This is a genomic window from Phyllobacterium sp. GQ127 (assembly GCF_059758635.1).
Genome location: NZ_JCAXDZ010000011.1, coordinates 47,342 through 71,253 on the forward strand (window position 1 = coordinate 47,342; position 23,912 = coordinate 71,253).

Here is a 23,912-nt window from a genome sequence, read left to right on the forward strand (position 1 = left end):
TCCTATGATGCTTGTCCAGAGACAATCGAATTTGTTACGATTTTGAAGTTGGGAAAGTTCTCAAACACCCATTTGTTTTTGAGCGTATCGTAGATGATGGCGAGCAGTTTTCGCGCCGTGGCGATGATGGCCTTGCCGGCGCCGCGCCGGTCCTTGATGCGCCGGTAATAGCTGTTGAGGTAGCCGGAATAGCGGATGGCGATCAGGGTGCATTGCACGAGAGTGGCGCGCGCCAGCTTATCGCCGCGCTTGGTAATCCTGCCGCGATTGTCAGTGTCGTTGGACTGGTTCACCTTCGGCACGATGCCAAGATAGGCCGCCAACTTGTAGGCATTGTGGAAGTCATTGACATTGCCGATGGCGGTGAGGAACACCGCTGCCGAGCGCGGAGCAATACCCTTGATGGAGTTCAGTCCTTCGTAGCCTTCCAGTTTGGCCGCCGCCGGTTCAATCTCCTTGTCCATCTTGGCGATCGCTGCTGCCAGACTGATTGCCTGATCGCGGATAATGGTCAGCTCCAACTGTTCCAATGTTGAGAACCGTTGATCTCCAGCTTTTCCAGGGCCCGCTTGGTACCAAGGCTTTCCTTTTTGATCTTGATGCCATGGCAAACTAATTGAGCGTGGATCTTGTTCAGAAGCCGGTTGCGTTGCTTGACCAGAAGGTCGATGGATTTCACCCGGTTTCCGGCAGCATGTCCTTCGACAGGAAGAACGCCAAAGAGCGCGCATCGTTCTTGTCGGTGTTTTTCACCGACTTGCGGATCACCTGGAACTGCTTGGCATTGACCACGACAACCCGTTTGACCGAGCCAATCACTTGGTCGCGGAACCACGTGCTGTTGCCGGTGGCTTCCACCGCGATTTCATCATCGGGCGACAGGCTTGCACAGAACCGGTCGAGATCGGTTGCCGCCAGTTGGAATGTCGCCAATGTTTCAGCCCCATCCTGATCCAGACGGCAGGCGGTAAAACTGTTGGTATGAAGATCGACACCGATATGCGCCATTTGCTATACTCCTTTTCGTTGGCGTGAGGCGGAACCCCGCAAAAGGGGTGTGAACGGCCAAGCCAAACTCCTATACGAGGTCACCGGCTGTCACCGGGTCTCAAGATGGTCGCTCGGAAGCAGGCGACGGGTAATCTCCTCTGCAGGGTCAAAAGCCCTAAATATCGATGCAACCTGAAACCTATCCGCCTTGCCCAACACCATAACAGAATCGGGCCGATTTGGCCGCTCACCCCGCATTCATGACATCTCCTCTTCACGCCTAAACCTGTATTCGTTTTGCTCCTGCAGCGTGGTTCGTTGGTGTTCCTGTTGCGTCAGTTGAACTCCATCGATTCTCATTCTTCCAATTTCAGGTATAATGACGCTCACTGCGAAAGGACAACGGATGCGAGATCCCATGAACGGCGCCCAAGAGGCTTTCGACGCTGCCCCGGGCGATGCGCGGGCGACGTTGCGCCCGATGCCTTTCCTCATCGCATTGCCCTTCAACGTTGCTCGAGACCATTGGCCGTGTCGGCTTTCTGTTCGTCGCCGGCATCGTCATGCTGCTCGTCTCGCTCGGTGTTTTCGTCAATGCGAAAGCCGCACCCATGCCGTGTCGGGTTTTCCTTTCCTCCGCGTTCGGCATGTTCGTCTTTGCGGTCGGTTACAATCTGTTCCTCGACTGGTTTGCGCCTCCCGGCGCGGAAGATACGTTCGATCGCTACCGGCCAGAGCCTAACCGCCGGACTTGACGAAGCGGTTAGGGCTAGCCTCCGCATCCATGTCCTTTCTCCGGAAGTAGATCGCTCGCCCGCAGCGGATCGGGTCGTGCCCCTGCGCGATAATGATCTGCTCGTCCTTGCGCATTTGTTGGGTGATTTCGTGCGGCATGATCAACGGCCGGCGCTGCAGGTTGAGGCTTTCCGACCGTCGCGTGCCGCTGTTGGAATTGCTCCAGCCGACATTGCGGGATTTGCCCTGAACCTCGACGGTCATCTCGCCGCATTGCGCCGAAACGTTCCTTGCGGTCTCGAGCGCCTTGATCGCGGCATAGGAGGCGAACGCGCATCCGTCGATCCATGATGTCGCGCCGTCTTTCCCAAAGTGCCGCTCGAGCTGTCCGACCGACTGGTACATCAGCATCAAGGTGACGCCGTATTTACGGCCGCGATCGCGCGCCTCTTCGAGGACACGCATATAGCCGAGCAGGTCCACCTCATCGAGCATGAACAGGGCCCGGCGCTGAAACGCGCCGTCGGCCTGTGTCATCGCATTAATCAACGAGCCGATGATCACCCGGCCAATGCCCGGATAGGACCGCAGGATGGCGGCGGGAATGTTCAGGAATACGTCCCTCTTGCCGGCGACGAGATCGCCCGATTTGAATGATCGTCCGCAGACGAGCGCGGCATAATCATCGAGCGACAGCCACTGCGTATCCTTCGAGGCCGTCGAGTACACGCCGGAGAATGTCTGTTCGGTCATGTTGGTGAAAACGCCGAGCGTTTCGCGGATGAAGGCGGATGCCGATGTCTGCTGAATTTCGCGCAGCATGGCGAGCACTGACGGTTCGGGCTCGGAGACGATCTGGCGCAAACTGCGCAGGTTCCTCTGCCCGGCATATTCAGGTGAGAGGACCACATGGGCGAGCAAACCCGTCAGGAGGTTGTGCGCCTGGTTCTGGAAATAGCTGGCGGTCGAGGATTCGAACCGCGCGCTCTCCGACAGCAGCATATGCGCGACGGCGACAATATCCTCTTCCTTGTGTTTGGATGTTTCGATCCAGTCGAGAACGTTGAAACCCGTCACGGGATTGGTCGGATCGAGGACCATACATTCGCGCCCGAGTGTTTGCGTCCGGTGCTCAATAACCATTGGTGCGATCTCGGTCGACGGGTCGAGGCAGATCAGCGGACCGGTATAGCGCAGTGCCGTCGGTACGACATTGCTGGTGGTCTTGAAGCCTCCCGATCCGGCAAAGAACAGCATGTGGGTGGAATCGAAATCCTGCTTGTAGGTGAGCAGCGGCGCGGTCCCGCCGCTGCCCCATGTCTGCCGGTCGGCTGGATGGAACGGCACGTCGCGGATCGTCTCCTTGTCGACACGGTAGCGCTCGCCGACGACGATCTCGCCGTCTGGCGGAAAGAGCTTTCCCGCCGCCGACATGGTGAGCCAATCGGCATCACCGAAGATTCCCCGCTTGGCGCGCTTCACCGGATCGGACACCACGACCGATATCCGCGCCGAAATCGCGACGATGACGAAACCGACGGCCGCGGCAATGACGGCGAAGAAGTCGAGATAGGACAGCACTTCGTCCCACGTCACCGCGCCGCTCCCGACCGATGGAGACAGGCGCGCATATTCACGCAATGCGTAAAAGCCTGCCACCCCGAGATAGCAGATTAGACTAACCATCGCCACAGGCCGGCGGCGATGCATCGGTAAAGCGAATACGGTGATCAGTCCCGCGATCGGACCGAACATAAGATTGGGGATCGGTGCCGATCTCAGAAACCACCAGGCGTTCTCCGATGTGAAGCCGCCTGCCATTCCCTGCCATCTGTACGACGTGGCAGCCAGTGTCATTGCTGTCACGACGACAGGCAAGATCGCCCATAACAGCGCCGGCTTCAGTTTGGTGTTCCCCGCCATGCCCGACTTCCTTTTGCTGGCGCTTATTCGCCGTTGGTCTTTGCGGGATGGTCGGAGACTGGCGATCCTGCATCCGCCGCTTCTGCGCTTTTCACGCGGTCACGCTGAAAGGCCATGCCGCCTTTTGCTTTCAACCGATAATGCTCGGCCGATCCGACACGCACGGTCGCGGCTTCCAGCAGCAGCCCGAGCAGAAATGCCCGGTCGGCCTGTCGCAACCCCGCCTTCACCACCAATCCGCCAAGCGTGAACTTTTCCCGCGCGTCTTTCTTGCGATCCTCTGTCATCATCTGCCGCCGCCTTCGCTCCATGGCCAGAATGCTCCGATCGAGACGCTTAAGCAGATGCGCCTGAAGACACCTTGCCGTTTTTGCGAAATCGCGCGGCGATCTCCTCAAAGACGGCGTCGAGCTCATTGTCAGGAATATCCATCTCTGCCAGCCCCGCCTTGGCAGCGGCGCGCGCGAAGCGCTCATTGGCTTTTGCTAGAATTCCACGGCGTTTTTCGCGTAGTTTCTCAATCTGGGCGTCAATCTCTGAGATCGTGGATTTACCGCGCATTTTATGTTTTTCCTTTCCGAGAGTCTTTCTATGCGCGGTGATTATACCGTATAGAAACGCATAGTAAAAGATGCTAGTTTCCAATGAGCCGTGAGGCTCATTTTTGGTCTGCGCCACCGATGCCGCATCCCGAGAAGCGGGATCGGTCCTGCGGCCCAATTTGTTCGAGGGCGCAATATACGTCGCGAGATGCGACATGTTTGGGAGAGGTCTGGATCGCATGGCGATCATGTTCGTACGGGCACAGGTGATCAGCCGGGGAGCGGGACGCAGTGCCGTCTCGGCCGCCGCCTATCGCCACCGTACGAGGATGAAGGAAGAGCAGACCGGAATGACGTTCCGCAATGAGGGCGGCAACGCAGAGCTCGTGCATGAGGAACTGGCCCTGCCCGACGAGACCCCGGCGTGGTTGCGCACCATGATCGATGGACGGACGATCGCCGGTGCGGCTGAGGTGTTGTGGAATGCCGTCGATGCGTTCGAGAAAAGGGTCGACTCGCAGCTTGCCCGTGAGATGATCTTCGCGCTGCCGGAGGAACTGTCGAGGGCGGAGAACATCATGCTGGTGCGCGAATTCGTGCGCGACCACCTCACATCAAAGGGCATGGTCGCGGATTGGGTCTATCACGACAAGGACGGCAATCCTCATATCCATCTGATGACGACCTTGCGGCCATTGACGGATGACGGTTTCGGCAACAAGAAGGTCGCGGTTCTCGGCGATGACGGCAAGCCGCTACGTGTCGTCACCCCAGATCGCCCCAAGGGTAAGATCGTCTATAGGCTGTGGGCCGGCGACAAGGACACGATGAAGGCCTGGAAGATCGGCTGGGCGGAAACGGCCAACAAGCATCTTGCGCTTGGAGGCCACGATATCCGCCTGGACGGTCGTGCCTATGCCGAGCAGGGCCTCGACGGCATCGCCCAAAGCCATCTCGGCCCGGCAAAGGCGGCCTTGGCCCGGAAGGGCCAGGAGATGTATTTTGCCCCGGCGGCGCTGGCGCGTCGGCAGGAAATGGCCGACCGCCTTTCCGACGAGCCCGACCTTTTACTCAAGCAACTCAGCCGCGAACGCTCAACATTCGATGAGCGCGAAATCGCCAAGGCGCTGCATCGCTATGTCGATGATCCGGCGGTCTTCGCCAATATCCGTTCGCAACTGATGGCGTCGCCGGATCTGGTGACGCTGAAGCCGCAGCAGATCGACCCCGACACGGGTAAGGTAAACGAGGTCGCTGTATTCACGACACGCGCCATGCTGCGCGTCGAATACGATATGGCGCGGTCGGCGCAGGAACTCTCGCGGCGATCTGGCTTCAGGGTGACATCCGAGAAAGTCGAAGATGCCATTCGCGTGGTGAAGAGCCGCGATCCGGAAAAGCCGTTCAGGCTCGACACCGAACAGGTCGATGCCGTCCGTCACGTCACCGGCGATAGCGGGATCGCCGCCGTGGTCGGATTAGCCGGTGCGGGAAAATCGACGCTGCTCGACGCGGCGCGAATGGTGTGGGAACGCGATGGCAGACGTGTCACTGGCGCGGCGCTGGCGGGCAAGGCGGCCGAGGGACTTGAAGACAGTTCCGGTATCAAATCGCGCACGCTGGCATCATGGGAACTGGCGTGGGCGGACGGACGCGAAACACTGCAAAAAGGCGACGTGCTGATTGTCGACGAGGCCGGCATGGTGTCGTCAGAGCAATTGGCGCGCGTACTCAAAATCGTGGAAGACGCCGGCGCGAAAGCGGTGCTGGTCGGGGACCCGATGCAGTTGCAGCCGATCCAGGCGGGCGCGGCGTTCCGGGCTGTTGTCGAACGCATCGGATTTGCCGAATTGACCGGCGTGCGTCGCCAGCGCGAACAATGGGCGCGCGATGCATCGCGCTTGTTTGCCCGCGGCAAGGTCGAGGAGGCGCTGGACGCTTATGCGCAGCACGATCGCATCATCCAGCTTGAAACCCGCGATGCGGTGATCGAGCGGCTCGTCGTCGATTGGGGGCACGCCAGGGAGGACTGCCGAAAGAAGGCCGAATCCGAAAGCCGCGTCCTGAGTGGCTCGGAACTGCTGGTTCTGGCGCAAACCAATGATGATGTCGGAAAGCTCAACCATGCGATACGTTCCGTGATGGGTCGCCAAGAAACGCTTAGCGAGGAACGCGTGTACCAGACAGAACGCGGTGTACGGCAGTTCGCCATTGGCGACCGACTGATCTTTCTCGAAAACGCCCGCTTCTTTGAGAAACGTGCCGCGCATCTTTCCGTGCAGAAAGTCAAGAACGGCATGCTTGGCACCGTTGTTCGAACGACGAACGAGCGCGGTGAGACGCTGCTGACGGTGAAGCTGGACGCGGGCCGAGAGGTGACTTTCGGTCAGGACACCTATCGCAATGTCGACCACGGCTATGCGGCGACGGTGCACAAATTACAGGGCGCGACCGTCGACCGGACGTTCGTTCTCGCCACCGACATGATGGATCAGCATCTCGCCTATGTGGCGATGTCGCGTCATCGCGATCGCGCCGATCTCTATATGGCGCATGAGGATTTTGCGCCGCGCGAAAAATGGGGCAGGGCGGAGCGTATTGATCACGCCGCCGGTTTCACTGGCGAACTGGTCGAAACCGGCGAAGCGAAATTCCGGCCGAGCGACGAGAATGCCAAAGACAGCCCGTATGCAGACGTGAGGACCGACGACGGAGTGATCCATCGCGTCTGGGGTGTCAGCCTTCCAAAGGCCATTGAGAAAGGCGGCGTCGAGGACGGCGACACCGTCACTTTACGCAAGGATGGTGTCGAGCAAGTGACGGTGCGGGTCCCGGTCGTCGATCCCGAAACCGGCAAGAAGGTCTTCGAAGAACGGAAGGTCGAGCGCAATGTCTGGACCGCAGAGCACGTCGAGACTGCGGAAGTCCGCCAGACACGTATCGATCAGGAAAGCCATCGCCCGGCACTGTTCAGGCAACTGGTCGAGCGCCTGTCACGCTCCGGCGCCAAGTCGACCACGCTCGACTACGAATCCGAAGCGGGCTACCAGGCACAGATTGTCGACTTCGCCCGGCGCCGCCGCATGGATCACGCCATCGAGCTTGCTGCTGGAATGGAGCGGGGGGTTGAGCGGCACCTGTCATGGATTGGCGCACAACGTGATCGCGTGGCACTGCTTTGGGAGCGCGCCAGCGTCGCGCTCGGCTTTGCGATCGAGAAGGAGCGCAGCGTCTCCTATGACGATCAGGCAGTTCGGATGGAAACGGTTGCCTCGGTATCTGTCGGAAAGGCGGGGATCGCGCCGGCGCAGATGGCGCCGAGTGTCGAAGATGCGCGATACTTGCTCGCGCCGCAGGCGAGCTTTATCCGCTCGCTGGAGGAAGACGCGCGGACAGCACATCTGGCGTCGGCGCGGTGGAAAGAGCGAGAGGCGATCCTGCTGCCCGTGCTCGACTGCATCTATCGGGATCCTGCCGCTGCCCTCGATCGGCTAAACGCCCAGGCGTCGGATGTAGATGTCGAGCCGCGGCAGCTTGGTAAAAGTCTTGCTTGTGGTCCCTCAATGCTTGGGGCTATGCGTGGCAGCGACAGCCTGATCGACGGGAAGAAGGCCCGCAAGGAACGGGCGACCTCCGTGGCGGCCGTGGACGGGCTCATACCTCTGGCGCGCAGTCACGCCGATGGTTTCAAGCGTGACCGGGCCACTTATGAAGGCCTCGAATATGCGCGCCGTGTTGCCATGTCGCTTTCGGTTCCTGCGCTGTCATCGCATGCTGTTGCGCGGCTCAACGAAATCGAAGCGGTGTTCGAGAAGGGTGGCGAGGGCGCCTATAAGATCGCCTTTGGCTATGCCGCCGAAGAGCGTTCGCTGGTGCAGGAGATGAAGGCCGTCGGTGAGGCACTGACCGCCCGCTTCGGCTGGAGCGCTTTTACCGAGAAGGCCGATCAGCATGCCGAAAAGCAGATAGTCGCGCGCATGCCCGAGGGAGCGTCCGAGGCAAAACGGAAAGAGCTCACTATGCTGTTTGCGGCTGTGCGCCGCTTCAACGAACTGCAATATCTCGCTGAAAAGCGTGATCCGTGCCGCATCGTCGCGCCGGCTGTATACGATCCCTCCCACACGCCAGAGATGTCAGCACCTCCAACTTTGCCGATGTTCGCTGCCGCTACCGAGTTCAAGACTTCGGTCGATGACGAAGCGAGGCATCGCGTTGCCGACGGTTCTCTTTACAAGCAGCAGCGCGCAAGCTTCGCCGATGTCGCGCAACGTGTCTGGCGTGATCCCGCTGCCGCTCTTTCGACGGTCGAGAATCTCTTCACCAAAGGCATTGATCCCGACCGCATTTCCAGGGCGATTGCGAACGAACCGTCCGCCTATGGCGCGTTGCGGGGCTCGAACCGGATTATGGAGCGGCTTCTGGCACCTGGCAGGGAACGCAGGGAAGCAGAGCAGGCACTGGAGACGGCGGTTGCACGCGTTCGCGTCATGGGGCAGGTCTGGCGAAGTGCCTTTGATGCGGAGAAGTCGGCTGTGGAGGCAGACAGGAACCGCATGAGCGTACCGGTCCCCGGATTGTCACGACGCGCTGAAACGGAGCTTGTCCGGCTGGCCGCCGTAATCGAGAAATCACCCAATGACATCCCGCAGTTGGTGCGATCACTTGATGCTGGGGTGAGGGCGGAGTTCGCAGCCGTCAGCAAGGCGCTCGACGCGCGGTTCGGCCCGGGCGCGGTTGGGCGTTGCGATCAAGCGGTTGTCCATCGTGTGCCGGCGGCGCAGCGAAAAATCTTGGCGGTGATGCAACCCCGGCTCAGGGTACTTCAGAACGCCGTTCGTGCTGGTCGCGAGCAGAACGTCATCGCCGAGCGCCAGATACGGGCGCTCACCCAGGCAAAAGGCATAAACGGGCAATAGGAGGAAGGGGATGTCGATGGAGTAATGAGACATCATGGGAGGCGGCCGTGCGTGCGCAGATCGCATTGAAATCATGAACACGGCGCGAGGCCTGGTTTCGGCGCGCATTGCGGTGATCGAAGTCGATGATCCGGAAGCCGCGCAAGAACTGCGCGCGAAGCATGGACTGCTCGCCATCCATAACCGCATTCATGTTGGAGAACCCAGGCATATCATGACCACGCGCTCGCGCTTGTCGGGCGTTAAGTGCAGATGCAGCGCCAGCAGCTCGATTGCAATGCTGGCCGGGCAATCAAACCGTGATCGAGGAGGGAATGACAGCCATGGCCGATAAAATGGAGCCGATGCGGCGGTTCAGATTTGATGACATTATTGTCGATGAGAGAGCACCCAATTTCCAGGAGGCTCTCGCCGAAGGTCACCCACGACGGGTTCGGCCGCTTTGTCTGTGCACCCGGCCTGGAGTTCCGATGTACATCGCACGCGTTGCGGACCAGTATCGTGTCAAACGCATGCCTCTTTCAGGCGGAGGTCATGATCCTGCCTGTTCTTCCTATGAACCGCCAGACGATCTTTCTGGCCTTGGAGCGTTGATGGGGAACGCAATTCAGGTCGATTCCAACACCGGAGTGTGCGCCCTGAAGGTAGGGTTCAGTCTGACGAAGGTGGGAACGCGCACCAATCGGATGGCTGGACCTGGTGCTGCCGATGCCGCGGTTGGCGAGACAAGGAAACTATCGCTGCGCAGCATGCTTAACTACTTGTGGCACCAAGCAGAACTTACCGCATGGACGGCCCGGTGGGCGGGAAAGCGTCATTGGTGGAATATTCGATGGCATCTGATCGAGGCTGCTGGCCAGATGACGGTCAAGGGTGCACAGTTGAGTGACGTTCTATTCATACCGGAACCGTTTCGCGCGGCCGACAAACCAGCAATCGAACAGCGGCGCACTGCGGCGCTGGCGGCCGCGCTTCCGCAGCGAACCGTACCACGGAAATTCATGGTTCTCGTAAGCGAGATCAAGAAGTTCGAGCCCGTGCGAAGCGGGCACAAAATGATCGTCAAGCATCTCCCTGATTTCTCGTTCATACTCGATGAAAACCTCTATCGCAGGCTTCAGCTACGCTTTGCGAATGAGTTGGCCTTGTGGGACGCAGACGAAGCTTCCCATTTGATGGCGATTGCCACATTCGGACTGACGCCAGCAGGCCTTGCGGTCATTGAAGAGATGGCTGTGATGGTGGCAGCGGAGAACTGGATCCCTTACGAATCCGCATACGAAAAGAGACTTGTCGATGCCCTTGCTGACGTCAGAGAGCGCAGTGTAAAAAGCCTTCGATACAGTCTGCCCCAGGATAAGCCAATTGCATCGGCCTTATTGCAGGTGCAACCGCAGCCGGTCGCGCTCTATATTGTGCCAGCGCCAGCGGATGAGGCCTATGAAGCGGCATTGCGATCATTGATCGTATCTCGACCGGAGATCAGTGCCTGGATATGGCGAGTTGCCGTAGGCGAGATGCCACCTCTGCCATTGTAAGGTGTCTGGATATATCACCCATGAAGGGGCGTCTTTCACAGCCATGACCGCTCGGACAACAAGACGCTCTCACCGGAGATGAGCTCATCATGCGCTGTCATTGCCGGATTTTTTCCGGTCGACATCGGTTGTGGGATTAATCAATGGCACAAGTGATGCATTTGGAGGAAGGCTGGAGCTTGGAACGTCTAACACCTGAACCATCGATGGATGCTATAGACGACTGTAGTCGCGCGTGTTGGCTAGCCGCAACCGTCAAATGGCTGATGACAAGTCCAAACCGGTTTACCGATCAGCAGTTCAACAGATGGATGGCGAGAAGCGGGCCATTAGGAGCCACGAAGCTATATCCTTGTCGCTGGTTATCCGATGAGGCACGGTGGTGTTCCGACCTGTGCACAAGCATCCCAAGTTGGCAAACATCAGATGATGTCCATCTGTGGTGACGTCGATCGCCTTCCTGTGACGTTTCCCCGATCTACCCCAAACAGTGATTTACGGTAAATGAATGTTGGAACGTTGAGAGTTCATTGTTTGGACAATGGGCGGAGAGTCATAATTGAGACGAAGGATCTGAGTCGTTCAGCGAACCGAAGCGTTGCGGCGTTTGCATATTTTTGCGGCAGCAAGCAACGTTTTCTGCAAATTTGCGCTGAGGTTGCAACGGTACGAAATGATAGCGATGAAGCACAGAAAATGGGCTTTGACGTTCCGTTGGGGCCGCAATATCCCATGGTCATTGGCGTGGAGCTGGGCTCAGCGTTAACATGAAACATGGAGATAAAAATGGATATCAAGAGCCTTTTGCTCGGCTCCGCTGCAGCGCTGGTTGCAGTAACGGTCGCACGCGCCGCTGACGCGGTTATCGTTGCAGAGCCCGAACCGGTCGAATATGTGCGTGTGTGTGACACCTACGGTGCCGGCTTCTTTTATATTCCAGGAACCGAAACATGCTTGAAGATCGGCGGTTACCTGCGTTACGACGCCAGAGCGGGCGATAATGTTTATACTGGCGGTGAACGCGGGACCTGGGGCAAGCAGACACGTGCGACCGTTCGTTTCGACGCTCGTTCAGAAACAGAACTCGGCACATTGCGTTCATATATCGAAACACGCTTCAACTACACTGACGGTTCCAACAGCGGTGGTTTGATCCCGCATGCCTTTATCGAACTTGGCGGGTTCCGTGTCGGTATCACGGACGAAATCTTTGGTTCGTGGACAAACAAGGGCGGTAACGTCATCAATGACGATGTAATCAACTTTCAATCCGGTGCGACTAACCAGATAAGTTATACCTTCGCTGGCGGCAACGGCTTTTCGGCAATTATCGCTGCTGAACAAGGCCGCGTTCAAACAGCGAGCTATGTTGACTACGACTACCGCATCGACAACTACATGCCACACGTTCTAGCTGGTGCGAAGTATGAACAGGTCTGGGGCGGAATTTCCGGCGTTGTAGGATACGACTCCAAGGTTGAAGAATGGGCAGGCAAATTGCGTTTGGACGTGGCTCTCACGGACACGGTGAAAGCTTTCGTCATGGGCGGTTATCAGTCCAACTACGATTCGCGTATGTATGGCCAACGCAATTGGTTTGGTACCTGGGAGGGCGATTGGGCCGTTTGGGGTGGTCTGTCAGCGAAAGTCTCCGAAAGGGCGACTGTTAATGCGCAGGCGGCTTACGAACAAGAAGGTACTTATTCCGGCAGTTTGAATGTCGCCTACGAGTTGGTTCCTGGTTTCACGATCACGCCGGAAATAACATACACGAAGTTCGATGGCGCGCGCAGGGACTTTGCCGAGGGCTTGAAAGGCAACAAGGGCGATGCGTTCGGCGGAATGATCCGGTTCCAGCGTAACTTCTAATATCCTAATTCAGTATTTGGCAGGGTAGGAGATTATGAACAAACGGCCCTGCCGAACGTGACAATAAATGACCTCCAGTCGATTTATTATCACAGGTCGGTGAGTATCTCCAACTCACCGGCCATTTTTACCTAAGGCCGAGATTCTGCCGGTGGGTCATACCGCCGCAAATGGCGCGAGTGGACCTCGCCATAGCCAGTTATTGGAAGCGGACACCGTACCAACAAACGCAACGGCAATGTTTTCTCGAACTGAAGTGCTTCAAAGTCTTATGCGCACAGCGATAAACAGCTTCGAAATTGTTTTCGCTATGACGTACGGCGAGCAGAACTGATTGGCCGAAGCAATCGGCCCGCCTCTCCTCACGATTCGTGGGTTGGACATATTGCACGCCTCACAACGTCGGCTTTACCTCAAGGGCCGCCAAAACGCCGGAATGCCGCTGGAGTCGTCCCTGTCGTCTGGCCGAATGTACGGGTGAGGTGTGCCTGATTGGCAAAGCCGCAAGACTTGGCAATGGCCGCAATCGAAATAGAAGAGTTTGAAAGAAGATATTTTGCCTTGTTCACTCGCCTGTGAACGAGAAATTGATGGGGTGTCATGCCAGTCGACGACTTGAATTGGCGAATGAATTGTGTGGTGCGGAGGCCTGCAGTTTTCGCCAAGTCAGAAATGTTCAAGGAAGAAGACATGTTCAATTCTATATAGCTTTGAACTTCGAGCAGCCTGGTATCCGACAAGGCGAAACGATGCGACACACTATCGTCGCCAGCATCGGTTTGAATGAAATGATAGGCGCCAAGGGTGGCAAGATTGCCAAGAAGAATATGGTCACTGTTGTTTGTTTGCAGCAGGGCATCTCTGAGTAGGGGCGCAACCAACCGAGAAATCGGATCACTCTCTTTATGGATCGAGATAACCGAGGGGCGTTTTCTGCTGTGCCCAGAAAGCTCGGTCTGAAACCGTTCGACCAGTTCATCATGGAGGCAAATATGCAAGATATCTCCTGTGCCGCGAATAAAATGCCTCGCAGGATGCCCGCCCGAACGAATCCAAATGCTGCCAACGGATAAAACCTTGCTGCTAAACTCGTTGTTTTCCTCTTCAAGAGACACGGTATGAAATGGTATGGTAATACAGAGCTTATCCACCACGATATCGGTCAGCGGCGAATTGTTATACCGCAAATAAGCACCTTCAATCCCATCCCAACCGAAACCCGAGCTTGTTCCGTATAAAAACGTGTCGATCATGGCGGCCGATGCAAATTCCATTGAACTAACGAACGTGCAGGTAACACTGCATCGTTTAAGAGGCCTCTCGTGACGAACCATATCTGCCGTCACGACACCGGATTGATAGACATCTGCAAACGAACACAAACCTTGAATGCCGCTCGCAAATGTCAACTGGTCTAACCATAGGGCGGTTCAATGAGGTTTCGTCGACGATGGGGGGAAGAAGCGTGGATTGCTGTTTGGTGAGTTGAACCCATGCCGACATTATTCAGTAAGACTGCGATATTTACGGCCTGTTTACTGCTAGTGAAGCCTCTGCATATTTCGCGATGGCTGAGCTCGACCGCCCCTTCAGGCGATGTCTCGTTCATCGACGAACACCGTGGAGTGTTTGGGGTCGAGCCGATCTGCAGGTTATTGCCGATTGCCCCATCAACCTACCACGAGAACGTCGCCAAGCGCATGGACGTGGGCCGCCTGTCGGTCCGCGCCCGCAGCGATATCAGCCTGACGATCGAGATTCGACGCGTCTTTGAGCAGAACTACCGCGTCTATGGCGTTCGCAAGGTCTGGCGGCAATTGAAGCGTGAAGGCTTTCATGTGGCCCGCTGCACAGTCGCTCGTCTGATGCGATCAATGGGCCTTCAAGGCATCATTCGTGGCAAGCCGATCCGCACGACGATCAGCGACAAGGCGGCTCCATGCCCGCCCGACCGCGTGAACCGGCAGTTCCGCGCCCTAAGCCGAACATGCTGTGGCTTTCCGATTTCACCTATGTCGCCACCTGGCAGGGCTTCGTCAACGTGGCCTTTGTGATCGACGCTTTCGCCCGCCGGATTGTCGGCTGGCGGGTGAGCAGGACGGCCCATGCTGGGTTTGTCCTCGATGCCCTTGAACAGGCTCTTCACGACCGGCGTCCCGTCCATCGCGGCGGGCTCGTGCATCATTCGGACCGCGGCGTTCAAGGCAGATTCAACCGGTCGTGGCAAGACCTCATACCAGGAGGTGTTTATGGTTGCGGGAAGACGGAAATCAGAACGCTCAACACGGTGCAAATTGTCCTCGCCAGGTCGGCCACCGGTGTGGCAGCGTGAAAACCTGTGCCGATTCTGGCAAGGAGTGGCGGCCGGTCTGTCCAGTGAAGAAGCCGCCGCCGAAGCCGGCGTCTCCGGCCCGGTTGGTATCCGGTGGTTTCGGAGTTCAGGCGGCATGCCTCCAACACATCTTTCGCCCGCAGCGGCACCACTCACGAGCCGAAACCTGTCATTCCGGGAACGTGAGGAAATTGCCTTGGAGTGCACTAGAGGCACGGGAGTGCGTGCTATAGCGCGTAAGTTAGAGCGGTCACCTAGCACGATCTGCCGCGAGATCCGGCGCAATTCGGCGACACGGGGTGGAGACTTCGACTGTCGAGCCATTACCGCGCAGTGGTATGCTGATCAAGCAGCGCGACGGCCCAAGGCAGGAAAGCTGACAACCAATCCTGCTCTTCGCGACTATGTTCAAGACCGACTCGCCGGGCTCATAGCCACACCGCGCGGCATCGCCTTCGATGGCCCAGTCGTGGTATGGAAAGGACGGAAGGGCCGTTCATCGGCAAAGTCGACGCTGGTCCACAGCCTGGAGCCCGGAACAGATTGCGCGGCGTCTGAAGTTGAACTTCCCTGAGGACATGACCATGCGCATCAGCCACCAAGCCATCTACCAGGCGCTTTATATTCAAGGCCGAGGCGCGTTGACGCGGGAGCTAACGGCTTGCCTCGCGAACGTGCTCGTAACCGTGGCAAATCCTTCCTGACTGATGTGTTGATGATTAGCGATCGTCCGTCCGAGATCGGCGAAAGAGCGGTGCCTGGCCATTGGGAGGGGAATCTTATCCTGGGTCTCGGCAGCTCAGCGATCGGCACGCTGGTCGAACGTACGACACGGTTTAAAATGCTCTTGCACTTGCCACGCTTGGAGCATCACGGGAAAGACAAGTCTGTCAAAAACGGACCGGCTCTTACCGGGCATGGTGCCGAAGCGGTCCGCGATGCCATCGCCGGGACGATCATGGATCTACCGGAACATCTTCGTAGATCATTGACCTGGGATCAGGGCGCGGAGATGGCTCAGCATGCTCAACTCCGCATCGACACGCGCCTCGAGATTTACTTCTGCGACCATCAAAGCCCATGGCAGCGCGGCAGCAACGAAAATACCAACGGCCTGCTACGGCAGTACTTTCCGAAAGGAACTGATCTCAGCCAGCATGGGGCCGATGAACTCAGTGCTGTGGCGCACGCCTGCAGAGGCTCTCGACGGGTTGCTCAAATCAGATATGATCGAGGATGTTGCGACGACCGGTTGAATCTGCCCAATACGTATCGATTAGGTATTCCGAACGCTTAGCGGAAGCAGGCATCGAGCCGTCTGTCGGGAGCGTCGGTGACAGCTATGATAACGCCCTCGCCGAAATGATCAACGGCCTCTACAAGGCCGAAGTCATTCATCGGCGTGCACCATGGAGGAGCTTCGAAACGGTGGAATGGGTTGACTGGTTCAACTACAGGCGTCTACTCGAGCCCATCGGCAACGCTCCGCCAGCCGAGGCCGAGGAACGATACTACGTCATGCTGGACGAACCAGCGCTGGCCGCATAACTTAAACCAAACGGCCTCCGGAGATCCAGGTGCGGTTCAATATCGCATAATAGTTGAATGTAACTCAGACAAAGACGACGAAACTAATTCCGGCTGGGAGCTTCTGATTCACGGCTGCGCCTTTTATTCCAAGCTTCCTGTCTTTTCTGTAACCAATTAACCGCTCGTGGAAAGAGTGCGCCGAATGTTGTTTGCATGCAGCATATTTGCAGGCAGCCATATCTCGATGGATGTGCCCTTTCCGCCACTATCAGCGACGACGGCATCGCCGCCGTGGGCCCGTGCGATCGCCTGTACCACCGACAATCCGAGCCCCGAGCCCCCGCTGGATCGGGCTCGTGATTCATCAGCACGCCAAAACCGTTCGAAGGCACGGCTTTCGAGACCTGCGGGTAGCCCGGGTCCATTGTCTGAGCACCGGAGGAGCACCCGCTCTTTCATCCTGCGCGTCTGGACCACAACGGTGCTATCCGGAGCGTAGCGGCGAACATTGTCGAGCACGGCAAACAGGGCCTGGCGGATTCTCGCCTTGTCGGCGACGGTGGCCGCTTGGCCAAGGTCGCGTTTGATACTGATTCCCGCACCCACCAAATCCTCTTCAACAGAGGAAATAACAGCTTCCGCTTCTTCTGCGAGATCTATCTTGTCGAGTTTGAGCTCCAACTGCCCTGCGTTCGACAACCCCAACGTGCGAAGGTCCTCTACAATACGGGCGAGGTCATCGACATGAGAAAGAAGGCGGGCGTAAAGCTCCGGTGTCGGCTTGAACACACCATCGGCCAATCCGTGAAGTCGGCCTCTCAAGATTGTCAGCGGAGTTCGCAATTCATGCGCGATCGCAGAGTTCGAGTATTGAAGCTCAGTCTCGGCGTTCTCCAGCCGTGCTGCCATGGCATTGAAATCGGCAATCAAAGTCTCTGCCTCGCCGAACGGCGTATGGATCGTCTCAGCGCGTGAGGAGAAGTCGCCTCCCGCAATTGAGTGGACGGCACTGGCAATCGACTTCAAGGGAAGAATGACGCTTTGTGCAAGCCGCCAGCCAGCAAGCGCAGCGCCCGTGAGGCCCGTTGCCAGGATCATACCAAGGGCCACGAAGTCGCTGGTCGTCCACTTTTCCGTATCGGGAGCGTCCGGAAAAAGCCAGTCATAGAAATACCAATAAAGAATTGAGCCAAAGAACATCACGCCAAAAGCCGACAGTGTCAGAACACTCATGGCGATGACCATTTTTGTGTTTAAACTGCTAGCCATAATAATCCGCCAGTCTGTAGCCGACGCCACGCACCCCAGACAATAAGTGGTCAGCTCCGGCAATAGCAAGCTTGCGTCTCAGGTTGCTGATATGGCTGTCAACCGTGCGCTCGAGAGCTTCCCCCTCGGGAAGGCATGCATCGACAAGCTCCGATCGCTCGAACACGCGATTGGGCGAACGCGCCATGTAGCTCAGCAGGCGAAACTCGGTGCGCGTCAGTTCCAATACTGCCGGTCCTGAAGGCCGGTCGACCGACGCAATGTAGGCATCGGGTATCACAGTCAGGGGTCCAATCCGAATTGGTTGTTGAGCACCGCGGCCACTTGTCCGGCGCAGCACCGCCTTGGCGCGTGCCACGACTTCAAGGGGGTTGAAGGGTTTGACAACATAATCATCCGCCCCGATGCGCAATGCTTGAAGTTTGTCGAGGTCCTCGGCCAATGCAGTTGCCATTATGACGGGCGTATCGCCGCGTCGGCGTATCGCCGCCAGAACTTCATAGCCGTCCTGGCCTGGTAGCTTGACATCAAGGATAATCAGGTCCGGCTTCAGGCGCTGATGATGCGCCAGACCGATCGTTCCATCGTTAGCGCTTATTGTCCGAAATCCTTCGCGTGACAAATAGACCTCTAATATTTCTACGATTTCGGGCTCGTCCTCAATAATGAGAATCAGCGCGTTTTCCATGACTTTCTCTCCTGAGCCCTACAGTGAAGCATACAAGAGGTGTTTGTTAGCCAGACGTCAAGATGGGAATGGCGGCCTCCACGCAACCTCCACGCGCCCTTCGCAAACTCTGACGACAAGATATGAGACTGGCTTCTCGACAAGAAACAGGTCGTGGTCCCAATGAGTATATTGAAACGATTTGCAAGAATCCTGGCATGGCTTCTTGCAGCTGCCGCTGTAGCCTTCGCGATCCTCTATGCGACGGGAATGTTGGCAGGCAAAACACAAGCCGCGATATTCAAGGAACGTGTGGTCGTCGGTTCCATTGAGGAATCCGTTCTTGCCAATGGCATACTTGAACCTGCTCGGATGGTGAATGTGGGTGCGCAAGCCAATGGCCAGATCCGCGCTCTCCATGTCAAGCTCGGCCAAACGATCAAGGCCGGCGACCTGATTGCAGAAATCGATTCTTTGCCGCAGACCAACGCCTTGCGTATTGCAGAGGCAGCGCTAAGCAATGTGACCGCACAACGAAAAGCCCGCCTCATTCAGCTTCGTCAGGCCGAAAAAGTTTATCGTCGGCAGAGCAAGCTCATCAGTCAGGAAGCCGCTTCCCGCCTGGATGTCGACGCCGCTGAGGCAGCCTTTCGTATTTTGGAGGCCGAAGTCGCCGCTCTCGACGCACAGATCGCACAGTCGAGCGTCGAGGTCGAAAATGCCCGCGTCAATCTTGCATATACGCGCATCATTGCGCCCATGGATGGTGTGGTCATCGCCGTGGTGACCAAACAGGGACAAACGCTCAATGCTGCTCAATCCGTTCCAACCATAATCGTGCTGGCTCAGCTCGATGTTATGCGGATGAAAATCCATATCTCGGAAGCGGACGTTGGAAAGGTCAAGCCCGGGCAAAAAGTCTGGTTCAAGGTGCTGGGAGACAGACACAGTCGCCACGAGGCCGTGCTGGACCAGATAGAACCCGCCCCAACGGCAATGTCGACCGAGGCTGGCATTCAAGCTTCTGCCAACCCTTCGGGTGCGACGGCGATCTATTATAATGGCCTGTTGGAGGTGCCCAATCCGGGTGGGAAACTGCGTCCGCAGATGAGTGCGCAGGTTAACATCGTGGTTGCCCGCGTAGACAATGCTCCGTTAATCCCGTGGTCGGCATTGTCAGAAGAAGACGCTGATGGACGATACCGTGTTCGTGTCGTAGCGGCAGGGGGTGAACTGCGATCGCGTTTTGTGACCACCGGTCTTTCCAACAAGGTTCAAGCCCAGGTAGTCGACGGCGTATCACCTGGTGAAGAGGTTGTTATTAGCGCCGACGGTCCGCTGTCTGATCCAGGGATGGAGGGGATGCTGTGACCTTGCTCATTGAAGTCAGCGATGTCTCGCGCGTCTACCGATCCGGCGATGAGATGGTCGTCGCACTTGACACGGTAAGCCTGTCGATCAGTTCCGGTGAGATGGTGGCGATCGTCGGCGCGAGCGGATCAGGCAAATCGACGCTAATGAACATTCTTGGAGGTCTCGATCAGCCGACTTCCGGCAGTTACCGCGTCAACGGACATGAGACGTCCAAGTTGGATCCCGATGAGCTGGCACGTCTGCGGCGTGAGCATTTTGGTTTCATCTTTCAGCGCTATCATTTGATGCCCGATCTTAGCGCCGCCGAAAACGTCGAAATACCGGCAATCTATGCCGGAATTGATCCCACCGATCGCCGTGGTCGAGCTCAGAGCCTGCTGAACCGGCTTGGCCTCGGTGAACGCATCCGTCATCGACCTGGACAGCTCTCAGGAGGACAGCAGCAGCGTGTCTCAATCGCACGGGCGCTGATGAACGGCGGAGAGGTCATCCTTGCTGACGAACCTACCGGCGCACTCGACACCAAAAGCGGCGAAACGGTCATGAGCATTCTGAGAGAGCTCCATCTCGAAGGTCATACTATCATTATTGTCACCCATGATCCCGATCTTGCCGAGCAGGCGGACCGGGTAATTGAGATCCGTGATGGGCGGATAATCGCGGACCGGCGCAAGGCGAATGCGACCGCACAGCCAGACGTCAAGAAATCAGCCCGCACGGTAAACACTGTCTCGAGCCTCTGGCGCAGAACGAGTGAGGCTGTGTCGATGGCAACCCGTTCGATGTCCGCCCATCGTGTCCGCACGTTTCTGACCATGCTCGGCATAATTGTCGGCGTTGCCGCGGTTGTCGCGGTTGTCGGTCTGGGGGAGGGCACGCGCCAGAAAGTCCTTTCACAGGTCAGCGAACTTGGCGTGAGTACCATCGGCGTTTTTCCTGGAAAGGATTGGGGCGACGAGCGCGCAGATACTATTCGAACACTTGTGCCGGACGATGCACTGGCGCTCGCAGCTCAGCCCTATATCGATAGCGTGTCGCCCATCATTTCGAGGTCGGGAACCGCGCGCAGCGGAAATATTACTGTGAATGTTGAAATCACGGGCGTCGGCGAGAGCTATTTCCGGATCAACAATCTGAAACTCAGCAGAGGGCGGCTCTTACCCAAACGCAGCATCACTGAACGATGGCAGGCAGTTGTCATTGATGACAATACCAGGCGAAGGCTTTTTCCTGATCAGACGGATCCTGTCGGCAAGGTCATCATGATCCAACAGGTGCCGGCTGTGGTTTCCGGTGTACTGGCTCCGCCGACCGCCAGTAATATTCCGGGCCGCAACCTTCGGATATTCCTTCCCTATACGACAGTGCTGGGTCGTATAAACGATCAGGCAGCAGGACTAAGCGGGTTATCGGTCCGGGTGTCGGACAATGCCGACACCCGCGTTGCGGAAGGTGCCATAGTCAGTTTCCTCACGCGGCGACATGGAGTGAAGGATTTCTTCATTTTTAACAGTGATCAGGTCCGCAAAACCTTCGAGCGGACATCAAGAACCATGACCCTGCTGATCTCGTCCGTCGCGGCGATTGCCCTGATTGTCGGCGGAATAGGGGTCATGAACATCATGCTGGTGTCCGTCACCGAACGAACCAAGGAAATTGGTTTGCGGATGGCGGTCGGTGCCCGCCGCATTGATATCTTGCTGCAGTTTCAGATCGAGGCCGTGGCGATGTGTATCGCAGGTGCCGCGATTGGCATATGCCTTGCCTTTATCAGCGGTACAGTTCTGGGGTCCACAGACGGCGAGTTTCCAATGATATTCACCACTGCTTCGATTGTCATCGCCAGCACCGCTGCCGTCACAATCGGTCTTGTGTTCGGATATCTACCGGCCCGAAATGCCGCGCGCCTTGATCCAATTGAAGCTCTCGCGCGCGAGTAACCACCCCTTAGCCCTTTAAAAATCTTGTACTCATTTTGGGACTCTTATCGCCATGACCATCCGAAACTCATACATCGGCAGGACCGCCGCAACCGCAATGACAGCCTTTGTCTCGTGCGGACTCCTTGCCGGCTGTATGGTCGGTCCAGATTATCAAACGCCCCGAACACTCCTGCCGGAAAGGTGGGCAAGCAGCGCTGACAGGAGGGATAATCGTCCGCCTGAGCTCGCGCATTGGTGGACACGATTAAACGATCGGTTACTTACAGCTTATATCGGACGCGCTGTTAACGGCAACTTCAACGTCGCAGCTGCCCAAGCGCGCATCGAAGCGGCGCGCGCCGGTCTGCAACAGGAGCGAGGTGCTCTTTTTCCCGTCGCCAACGCTACTTCTACAGCAAATAGGGCACAGACAGCTGGATCCAATGGTGGCGCGCCAAGCATTTCCAGTAACTACCAGGGCGGCTTTGATGCGAGCTGGGAACTCGATCTATGGGGAGGTAAGCAGCGAGCCGTCGAAGCTGCTGGGTACGGGCTCGACTCAGCGCAGGAAGACCTGCGAAACACTATGCTCGTGCTGATTGGTGACGTTGCTGTTAACTACAGTAGGGTACGGGCGAACCAGGCGCTTTTGGCGCTGGCGCACCGAACCGCGAAATCACAGCGCGAGACCGCCGCTCTGACCAAAACAAAATACGAGGCCGGGTCATCCGCAAAGGCTGACTTCGCGCGGGCCGAAGCAATTGCCGCGACAACAGAGGCCGATATCTCGGCCTTGGAGATCGACAAGGCAGCAGCTGTCCACCGACTAAGTATACTGCTGGGCCTTCCGCCCTTTGAGCTCGCGTCGGAACTGTCGAAGAGTACACCCATACCGCGACCAACATTCCCTCTTCCTGTCGGTGTTCCGGCCGACACAATTCTGGCGCGACCTGATGTCAGGATGGCTGAACGACAGCTTGCCCAGGCCACAGCCCGGATTGGCGTCGCTGAGGCTGCCCGGTATCCTTCCATCAGTTTGACCGGCAATATCGCCACTCAAGCATTGAGTCTAGGTGATCTTGCGCAAAAGTCCACAATCGCCTGGGCAATAGGGCCTGCTCTCACCATACCAGTTTTTCAGGGAGGAAGGTTACAAGCTGCCAGTAATGTCGCCAAAGCACTTCGTAATCAGTCCTTTTTTGCCTATCAGTCGGCTGTCTTGATCGCCATGGAGGACGTGGAGAATGCCATCGTGTCCCTGACCCAGCAACGCGATCGAAATGCAAAGCTGGCTAAAGCAGTCAAATCCTATCGAACTGCCACCGAAGCTTCCCGCGTTCAATATCGAGAAGGCGCAACGGACTACATGAATTATCTCGACGTGCAGAGAACGCTGTATGCGTCCGAAGCTGCGCTCATCAACGGCCAGCTCGCAATCGTCGCGGCTTACATATCGCTGAATAAGGCCTTAGGGGGCGGTTGGACAGAAGTAGGAGATGTTTCAAAACAGAGCAACCATGAATAGGTTCGTTTCGCGGTCTTGCCGCCTGTGTCTGCCATTCGACGGGACGGTCCGGAGAAATTCGTCGCGTCAGTCGTTCACGATTGTCGCCATGGCTTACGCGAGGGAGGCATGGGCGTTTATTGCACTGAATGTGATGCCACTGGTTCGCGCGAAGACGCGCTCATCGTGGAGACTAAGATGATACAGCGAACCGCAGCTTCCTGGATAACAGATGTCTGTTTGGACGGAACGATAGCACGTTCCGGAGACTGGTGGGAGACATCCTTCATACAATCTCATGTCGGCAATCAACTGCAGATGAATATCCAAGAGCAAATCATCAAATGGGATTCACAGAGATTGTATTCGTTGCAAAGCGAAGATTGCGTATGCTTCGTGCTCGCATACCACGAACGTTGAAAAACTGTAGAGCAGTCCGTATGGCAGCAAGGCCGTCTGTGCCCAAAAAATGCCTGGCACGACGGCCGGAACCGCCGTGCCAGGATCCTTATTTTGTTTTGTCGATCTTGGTTATTACCGACGTCCTACCTTCCTTGTGATAGTTAACGGACACCTTATCTCCAACCTTTAGCTGCCCGGCTGAGTTGTCAGCTGGCAATCGATAAGTGTTCCCATCCGACAAAATAACAACTCGGGTCTTTATATCGATCGATTTGATTTCGCTCGAAAGCGTCGCAGCGCCGGCAACGCCCGATATCAATACTGCGGTTGCTGCGATGGTGAGAAACAATTTCTTCACGGTAGATTTCTCCTATTGAGGATTACAGACATTGCAGTGTT

The 23,912-nt window shown here is 57.0% G+C and carries 15 protein-coding genes, 4 pseudogenes and 1 other annotated feature; of the genes and pseudogenes, 11 read left to right on the forward strand and 8 right to left on the reverse strand.

From position 1 onward, the window contains the following. Positions 1-2: 2 nt before the first annotated feature. Positions 3-1,008: pseudogene (locus tag AC6CHM_RS23905) on the reverse strand (IS110 family RNA-guided transposase). 494 nt (positions 1,009-1,502) lie between these two features. On the opposite strand from AC6CHM_RS23905, the gene AC6CHM_RS23910 reads away from it, so the two are divergent. After that, positions 1,503-1,745 (forward strand): hypothetical protein, encoded by a 243-nt coding sequence (locus AC6CHM_RS23910; RefSeq protein WP_498175615.1) that lies wholly within the window; start codon positions 1,503-1,505, stop codon positions 1,743-1,745. Here the strand turns inward: AC6CHM_RS23910 and traG are convergent. The 3 genes from traG to AC6CHM_RS23925 are packed head-to-tail and all read right to left on the reverse strand — an operon-like array spanning position 1,729 to position 4,209. Continuing rightward, positions 1,729-3,648: a Ti-type conjugative transfer system protein TraG gene (gene traG / locus AC6CHM_RS23915; protein ID WP_498175617.1), complete on the reverse strand. Its 1,920-nt coding sequence runs from the start codon at positions 3,646-3,648 to the stop codon at positions 1,729-1,731. The two genes, AC6CHM_RS23910 and traG, sit on opposite strands and share 17 nt — an antisense overlap. Before the next feature lie 23 nt (positions 3,649-3,671). Then, positions 3,672-3,935, reverse strand: a complete 264-nt coding sequence (locus AC6CHM_RS23920) for a conjugal transfer protein TraD (protein WP_498175685.1) — start codon at positions 3,933-3,935, stop codon at positions 3,672-3,674. Positions 3,936-3,984: 49 nt separating this feature from the next. Further along, the gene (locus AC6CHM_RS23925) at positions 3,985-4,209 is read right to left on the reverse strand and encodes a TraC family protein (protein ID WP_498175619.1); all 225 of its coding nucleotides are present in this window, start codon (positions 4,207-4,209) and stop codon (positions 3,985-3,987) included. A 220-nt stretch (positions 4,210-4,429) separates the two neighbouring features. On the opposite strand from AC6CHM_RS23925, the gene traA reads away from it, so the two are divergent. The 4 genes from traA (at position 4,430) to AC6CHM_RS23945 (ending at position 12,513) form a co-directional block, all read left to right on the forward strand. Next, positions 4,430-9,106 (forward strand): Ti-type conjugative transfer relaxase TraA, encoded by a 4,677-nt coding sequence (gene traA, locus AC6CHM_RS23930; protein WP_498175621.1) that lies wholly within the window; start codon positions 4,430-4,432, stop codon positions 9,104-9,106. A 34-nt stretch (positions 9,107-9,140) separates the two neighbouring features. Beyond that, the gene (locus AC6CHM_RS23935) at positions 9,141-9,440 is read left to right on the forward strand and encodes a hypothetical protein (RefSeq protein ID WP_498175623.1); all 300 of its coding nucleotides are present in this window, start codon (positions 9,141-9,143) and stop codon (positions 9,438-9,440) included. A gap of 10 nt (positions 9,441-9,450) precedes the next feature. After that, the gene (locus AC6CHM_RS23940) at positions 9,451-10,644 is read left to right on the forward strand and encodes a DUF1173 domain-containing protein (protein ID WP_498175687.1); all 1,194 of its coding nucleotides are present in this window, start codon (positions 9,451-9,453) and stop codon (positions 10,642-10,644) included. Positions 10,645-11,430: 786 nt separating this feature from the next. Then, complete coding sequence (locus AC6CHM_RS23945) at positions 11,431-12,513, forward strand: porin (protein ID WP_498175625.1); 1,083 nt, start codon at positions 11,431-11,433, stop codon at positions 12,511-12,513. A gap of 413 nt (positions 12,514-12,926) precedes the next feature. Here the strand turns inward: AC6CHM_RS23945 and AC6CHM_RS23950 are convergent, their stop codons facing one another. Then, positions 12,927-13,787, reverse strand: a complete 861-nt coding sequence (locus AC6CHM_RS23950) for a helix-turn-helix domain-containing protein (protein WP_498175627.1) — start codon at positions 13,785-13,787, stop codon at positions 12,927-12,929. Between the two features lie 272 nt (positions 13,788-14,059). Here AC6CHM_RS23950 and AC6CHM_RS23955 point away from each other — a divergent pair. The 3 pseudogenes from AC6CHM_RS23955 to AC6CHM_RS23965 all read left to right on the forward strand — a co-directional run. Beyond that, positions 14,060-14,716 (forward strand): annotated as a pseudogene (locus tag AC6CHM_RS23955) (IS3 family transposase); the annotation flags it as partial. Next, positions 14,068-14,183, forward strand: a sequence feature (AL1L pseudoknot). It overlaps the preceding pseudogene by 116 nt. A gap of 46 nt (positions 14,717-14,762) precedes the next feature. Then, positions 14,763-16,101: pseudogene (locus AC6CHM_RS23960) on the forward strand (IS30 family transposase). Positions 16,102-16,105: 4 nt separating this feature from the next. Continuing rightward, positions 16,106-16,393, forward strand: a pseudogene (locus AC6CHM_RS23965) (integrase core domain-containing protein); the annotation flags it as partial. A gap of 156 nt (positions 16,394-16,549) precedes the next feature. Here AC6CHM_RS23965 and AC6CHM_RS23970 read toward each other — a convergent pair. Together AC6CHM_RS23970 and AC6CHM_RS23975 are read right to left on the reverse strand one after the other, a co-directional pair. Further along, complete coding sequence (locus tag AC6CHM_RS23970; RefSeq protein WP_498175629.1) at positions 16,550-17,644, reverse strand: ATP-binding protein; 1,095 nt, start codon at positions 17,642-17,644, stop codon at positions 16,550-16,552. Further along, complete coding sequence (locus AC6CHM_RS23975; protein WP_498175631.1) at positions 17,637-18,332, reverse strand: response regulator; 696 nt, start codon at positions 18,330-18,332, stop codon at positions 17,637-17,639. The genes AC6CHM_RS23970 and AC6CHM_RS23975 overlap by 8 nt, the downstream gene beginning before the upstream one ends. Before the next feature lie 162 nt (positions 18,333-18,494). Between AC6CHM_RS23975 and AC6CHM_RS23980 the strand changes: the two genes are divergently transcribed. From AC6CHM_RS23980 to AC6CHM_RS23990, 3 genes are read left to right on the forward strand one after another with little or no spacing between them, the layout of a single operon-like run. Further along, entirely contained in the window at positions 18,495-19,682 is a 1,188-nt protein-coding gene (locus AC6CHM_RS23980) for an efflux RND transporter periplasmic adaptor subunit (protein WP_498175633.1), read from the forward strand. Then, the gene (locus tag AC6CHM_RS23985; RefSeq protein ID WP_498175635.1) at positions 19,679-21,625 is read left to right on the forward strand and encodes a MacB family efflux pump subunit; all 1,947 of its coding nucleotides are present in this window, start codon (positions 19,679-19,681) and stop codon (positions 21,623-21,625) included. The genes AC6CHM_RS23980 and AC6CHM_RS23985 overlap by 4 nt, the downstream gene beginning before the upstream one ends. Positions 21,626-21,677: 52 nt before the next feature. Beyond that, entirely contained in the window at positions 21,678-23,132 is a 1,455-nt protein-coding gene (locus AC6CHM_RS23990) for an efflux transporter outer membrane subunit (RefSeq protein ID WP_498175637.1), read from the forward strand. 487 nt (positions 23,133-23,619) lie between these two features. On the opposite strand, the gene AC6CHM_RS23995 is transcribed toward AC6CHM_RS23990, so the two are convergent. Beyond that, positions 23,620-23,871, reverse strand: a complete 252-nt coding sequence (locus AC6CHM_RS23995) for a DUF1344 domain-containing protein (protein ID WP_498175639.1) — start codon at positions 23,869-23,871, stop codon at positions 23,620-23,622. Positions 23,872-23,912 lie beyond the last annotated feature (41 nt).

What these genes read in the sequence shown, in the direction of transcription:
- AC6CHM_RS23975 (WP_498175631.1), bottom strand. Translation starts at nt 18,332, where the DNA reads ATGGAAAACGCGCTGATTCTCATTATTGAGGACGAGCCCGAAATCGTA.
- AC6CHM_RS23920 (WP_498175685.1), bottom strand. Translation starts at nt 3,935, where the DNA reads ATGACAGAGGATCGCAAGAAAGACGCGCGGGAAAAGTTCACGCTTGGC.
- AC6CHM_RS23950 (WP_498175627.1), bottom strand. Translation starts at nt 13,787, where the DNA reads ATGGAATTTGCATCGGCCGCCATGATCGACACGTTTTTATACGGAACA.
- AC6CHM_RS23945 (WP_498175625.1), top strand. Translation starts at nt 11,431, where the DNA reads ATGGATATCAAGAGCCTTTTGCTCGGCTCCGCTGCAGCGCTGGTTGCA.
- traG (WP_498175617.1), bottom strand. Translation starts at nt 3,648, where the DNA reads ATGGCGGGGAACACCAAACTGAAGCCGGCGCTGTTATGGGCGATCTTG.
- AC6CHM_RS23990 (WP_498175637.1), top strand. Translation starts at nt 21,678, where the DNA reads ATGACCATCCGAAACTCATACATCGGCAGGACCGCCGCAACCGCAATG.
- AC6CHM_RS23980 (WP_498175633.1), top strand. Translation starts at nt 18,495, where the DNA reads ATGAGTATATTGAAACGATTTGCAAGAATCCTGGCATGGCTTCTTGCA.
- traA (WP_498175621.1), top strand. Translation starts at nt 4,430, where the DNA reads ATGGCGATCATGTTCGTACGGGCACAGGTGATCAGCCGGGGAGCGGGA.
- AC6CHM_RS23935 (WP_498175623.1), top strand. Translation starts at nt 9,141, where the DNA reads ATGGGAGGCGGCCGTGCGTGCGCAGATCGCATTGAAATCATGAACACG.
- AC6CHM_RS23940 (WP_498175687.1), top strand. Translation starts at nt 9,451, where the DNA reads ATGCGGCGGTTCAGATTTGATGACATTATTGTCGATGAGAGAGCACCC.
- AC6CHM_RS23970 (WP_498175629.1), bottom strand. Translation starts at nt 17,644, where the DNA reads ATGGCTAGCAGTTTAAACACAAAAATGGTCATCGCCATGAGTGTTCTG.
- AC6CHM_RS23925 (WP_498175619.1), bottom strand. Translation starts at nt 4,209, where the DNA reads ATGCGCGGTAAATCCACGATCTCAGAGATTGACGCCCAGATTGAGAAA.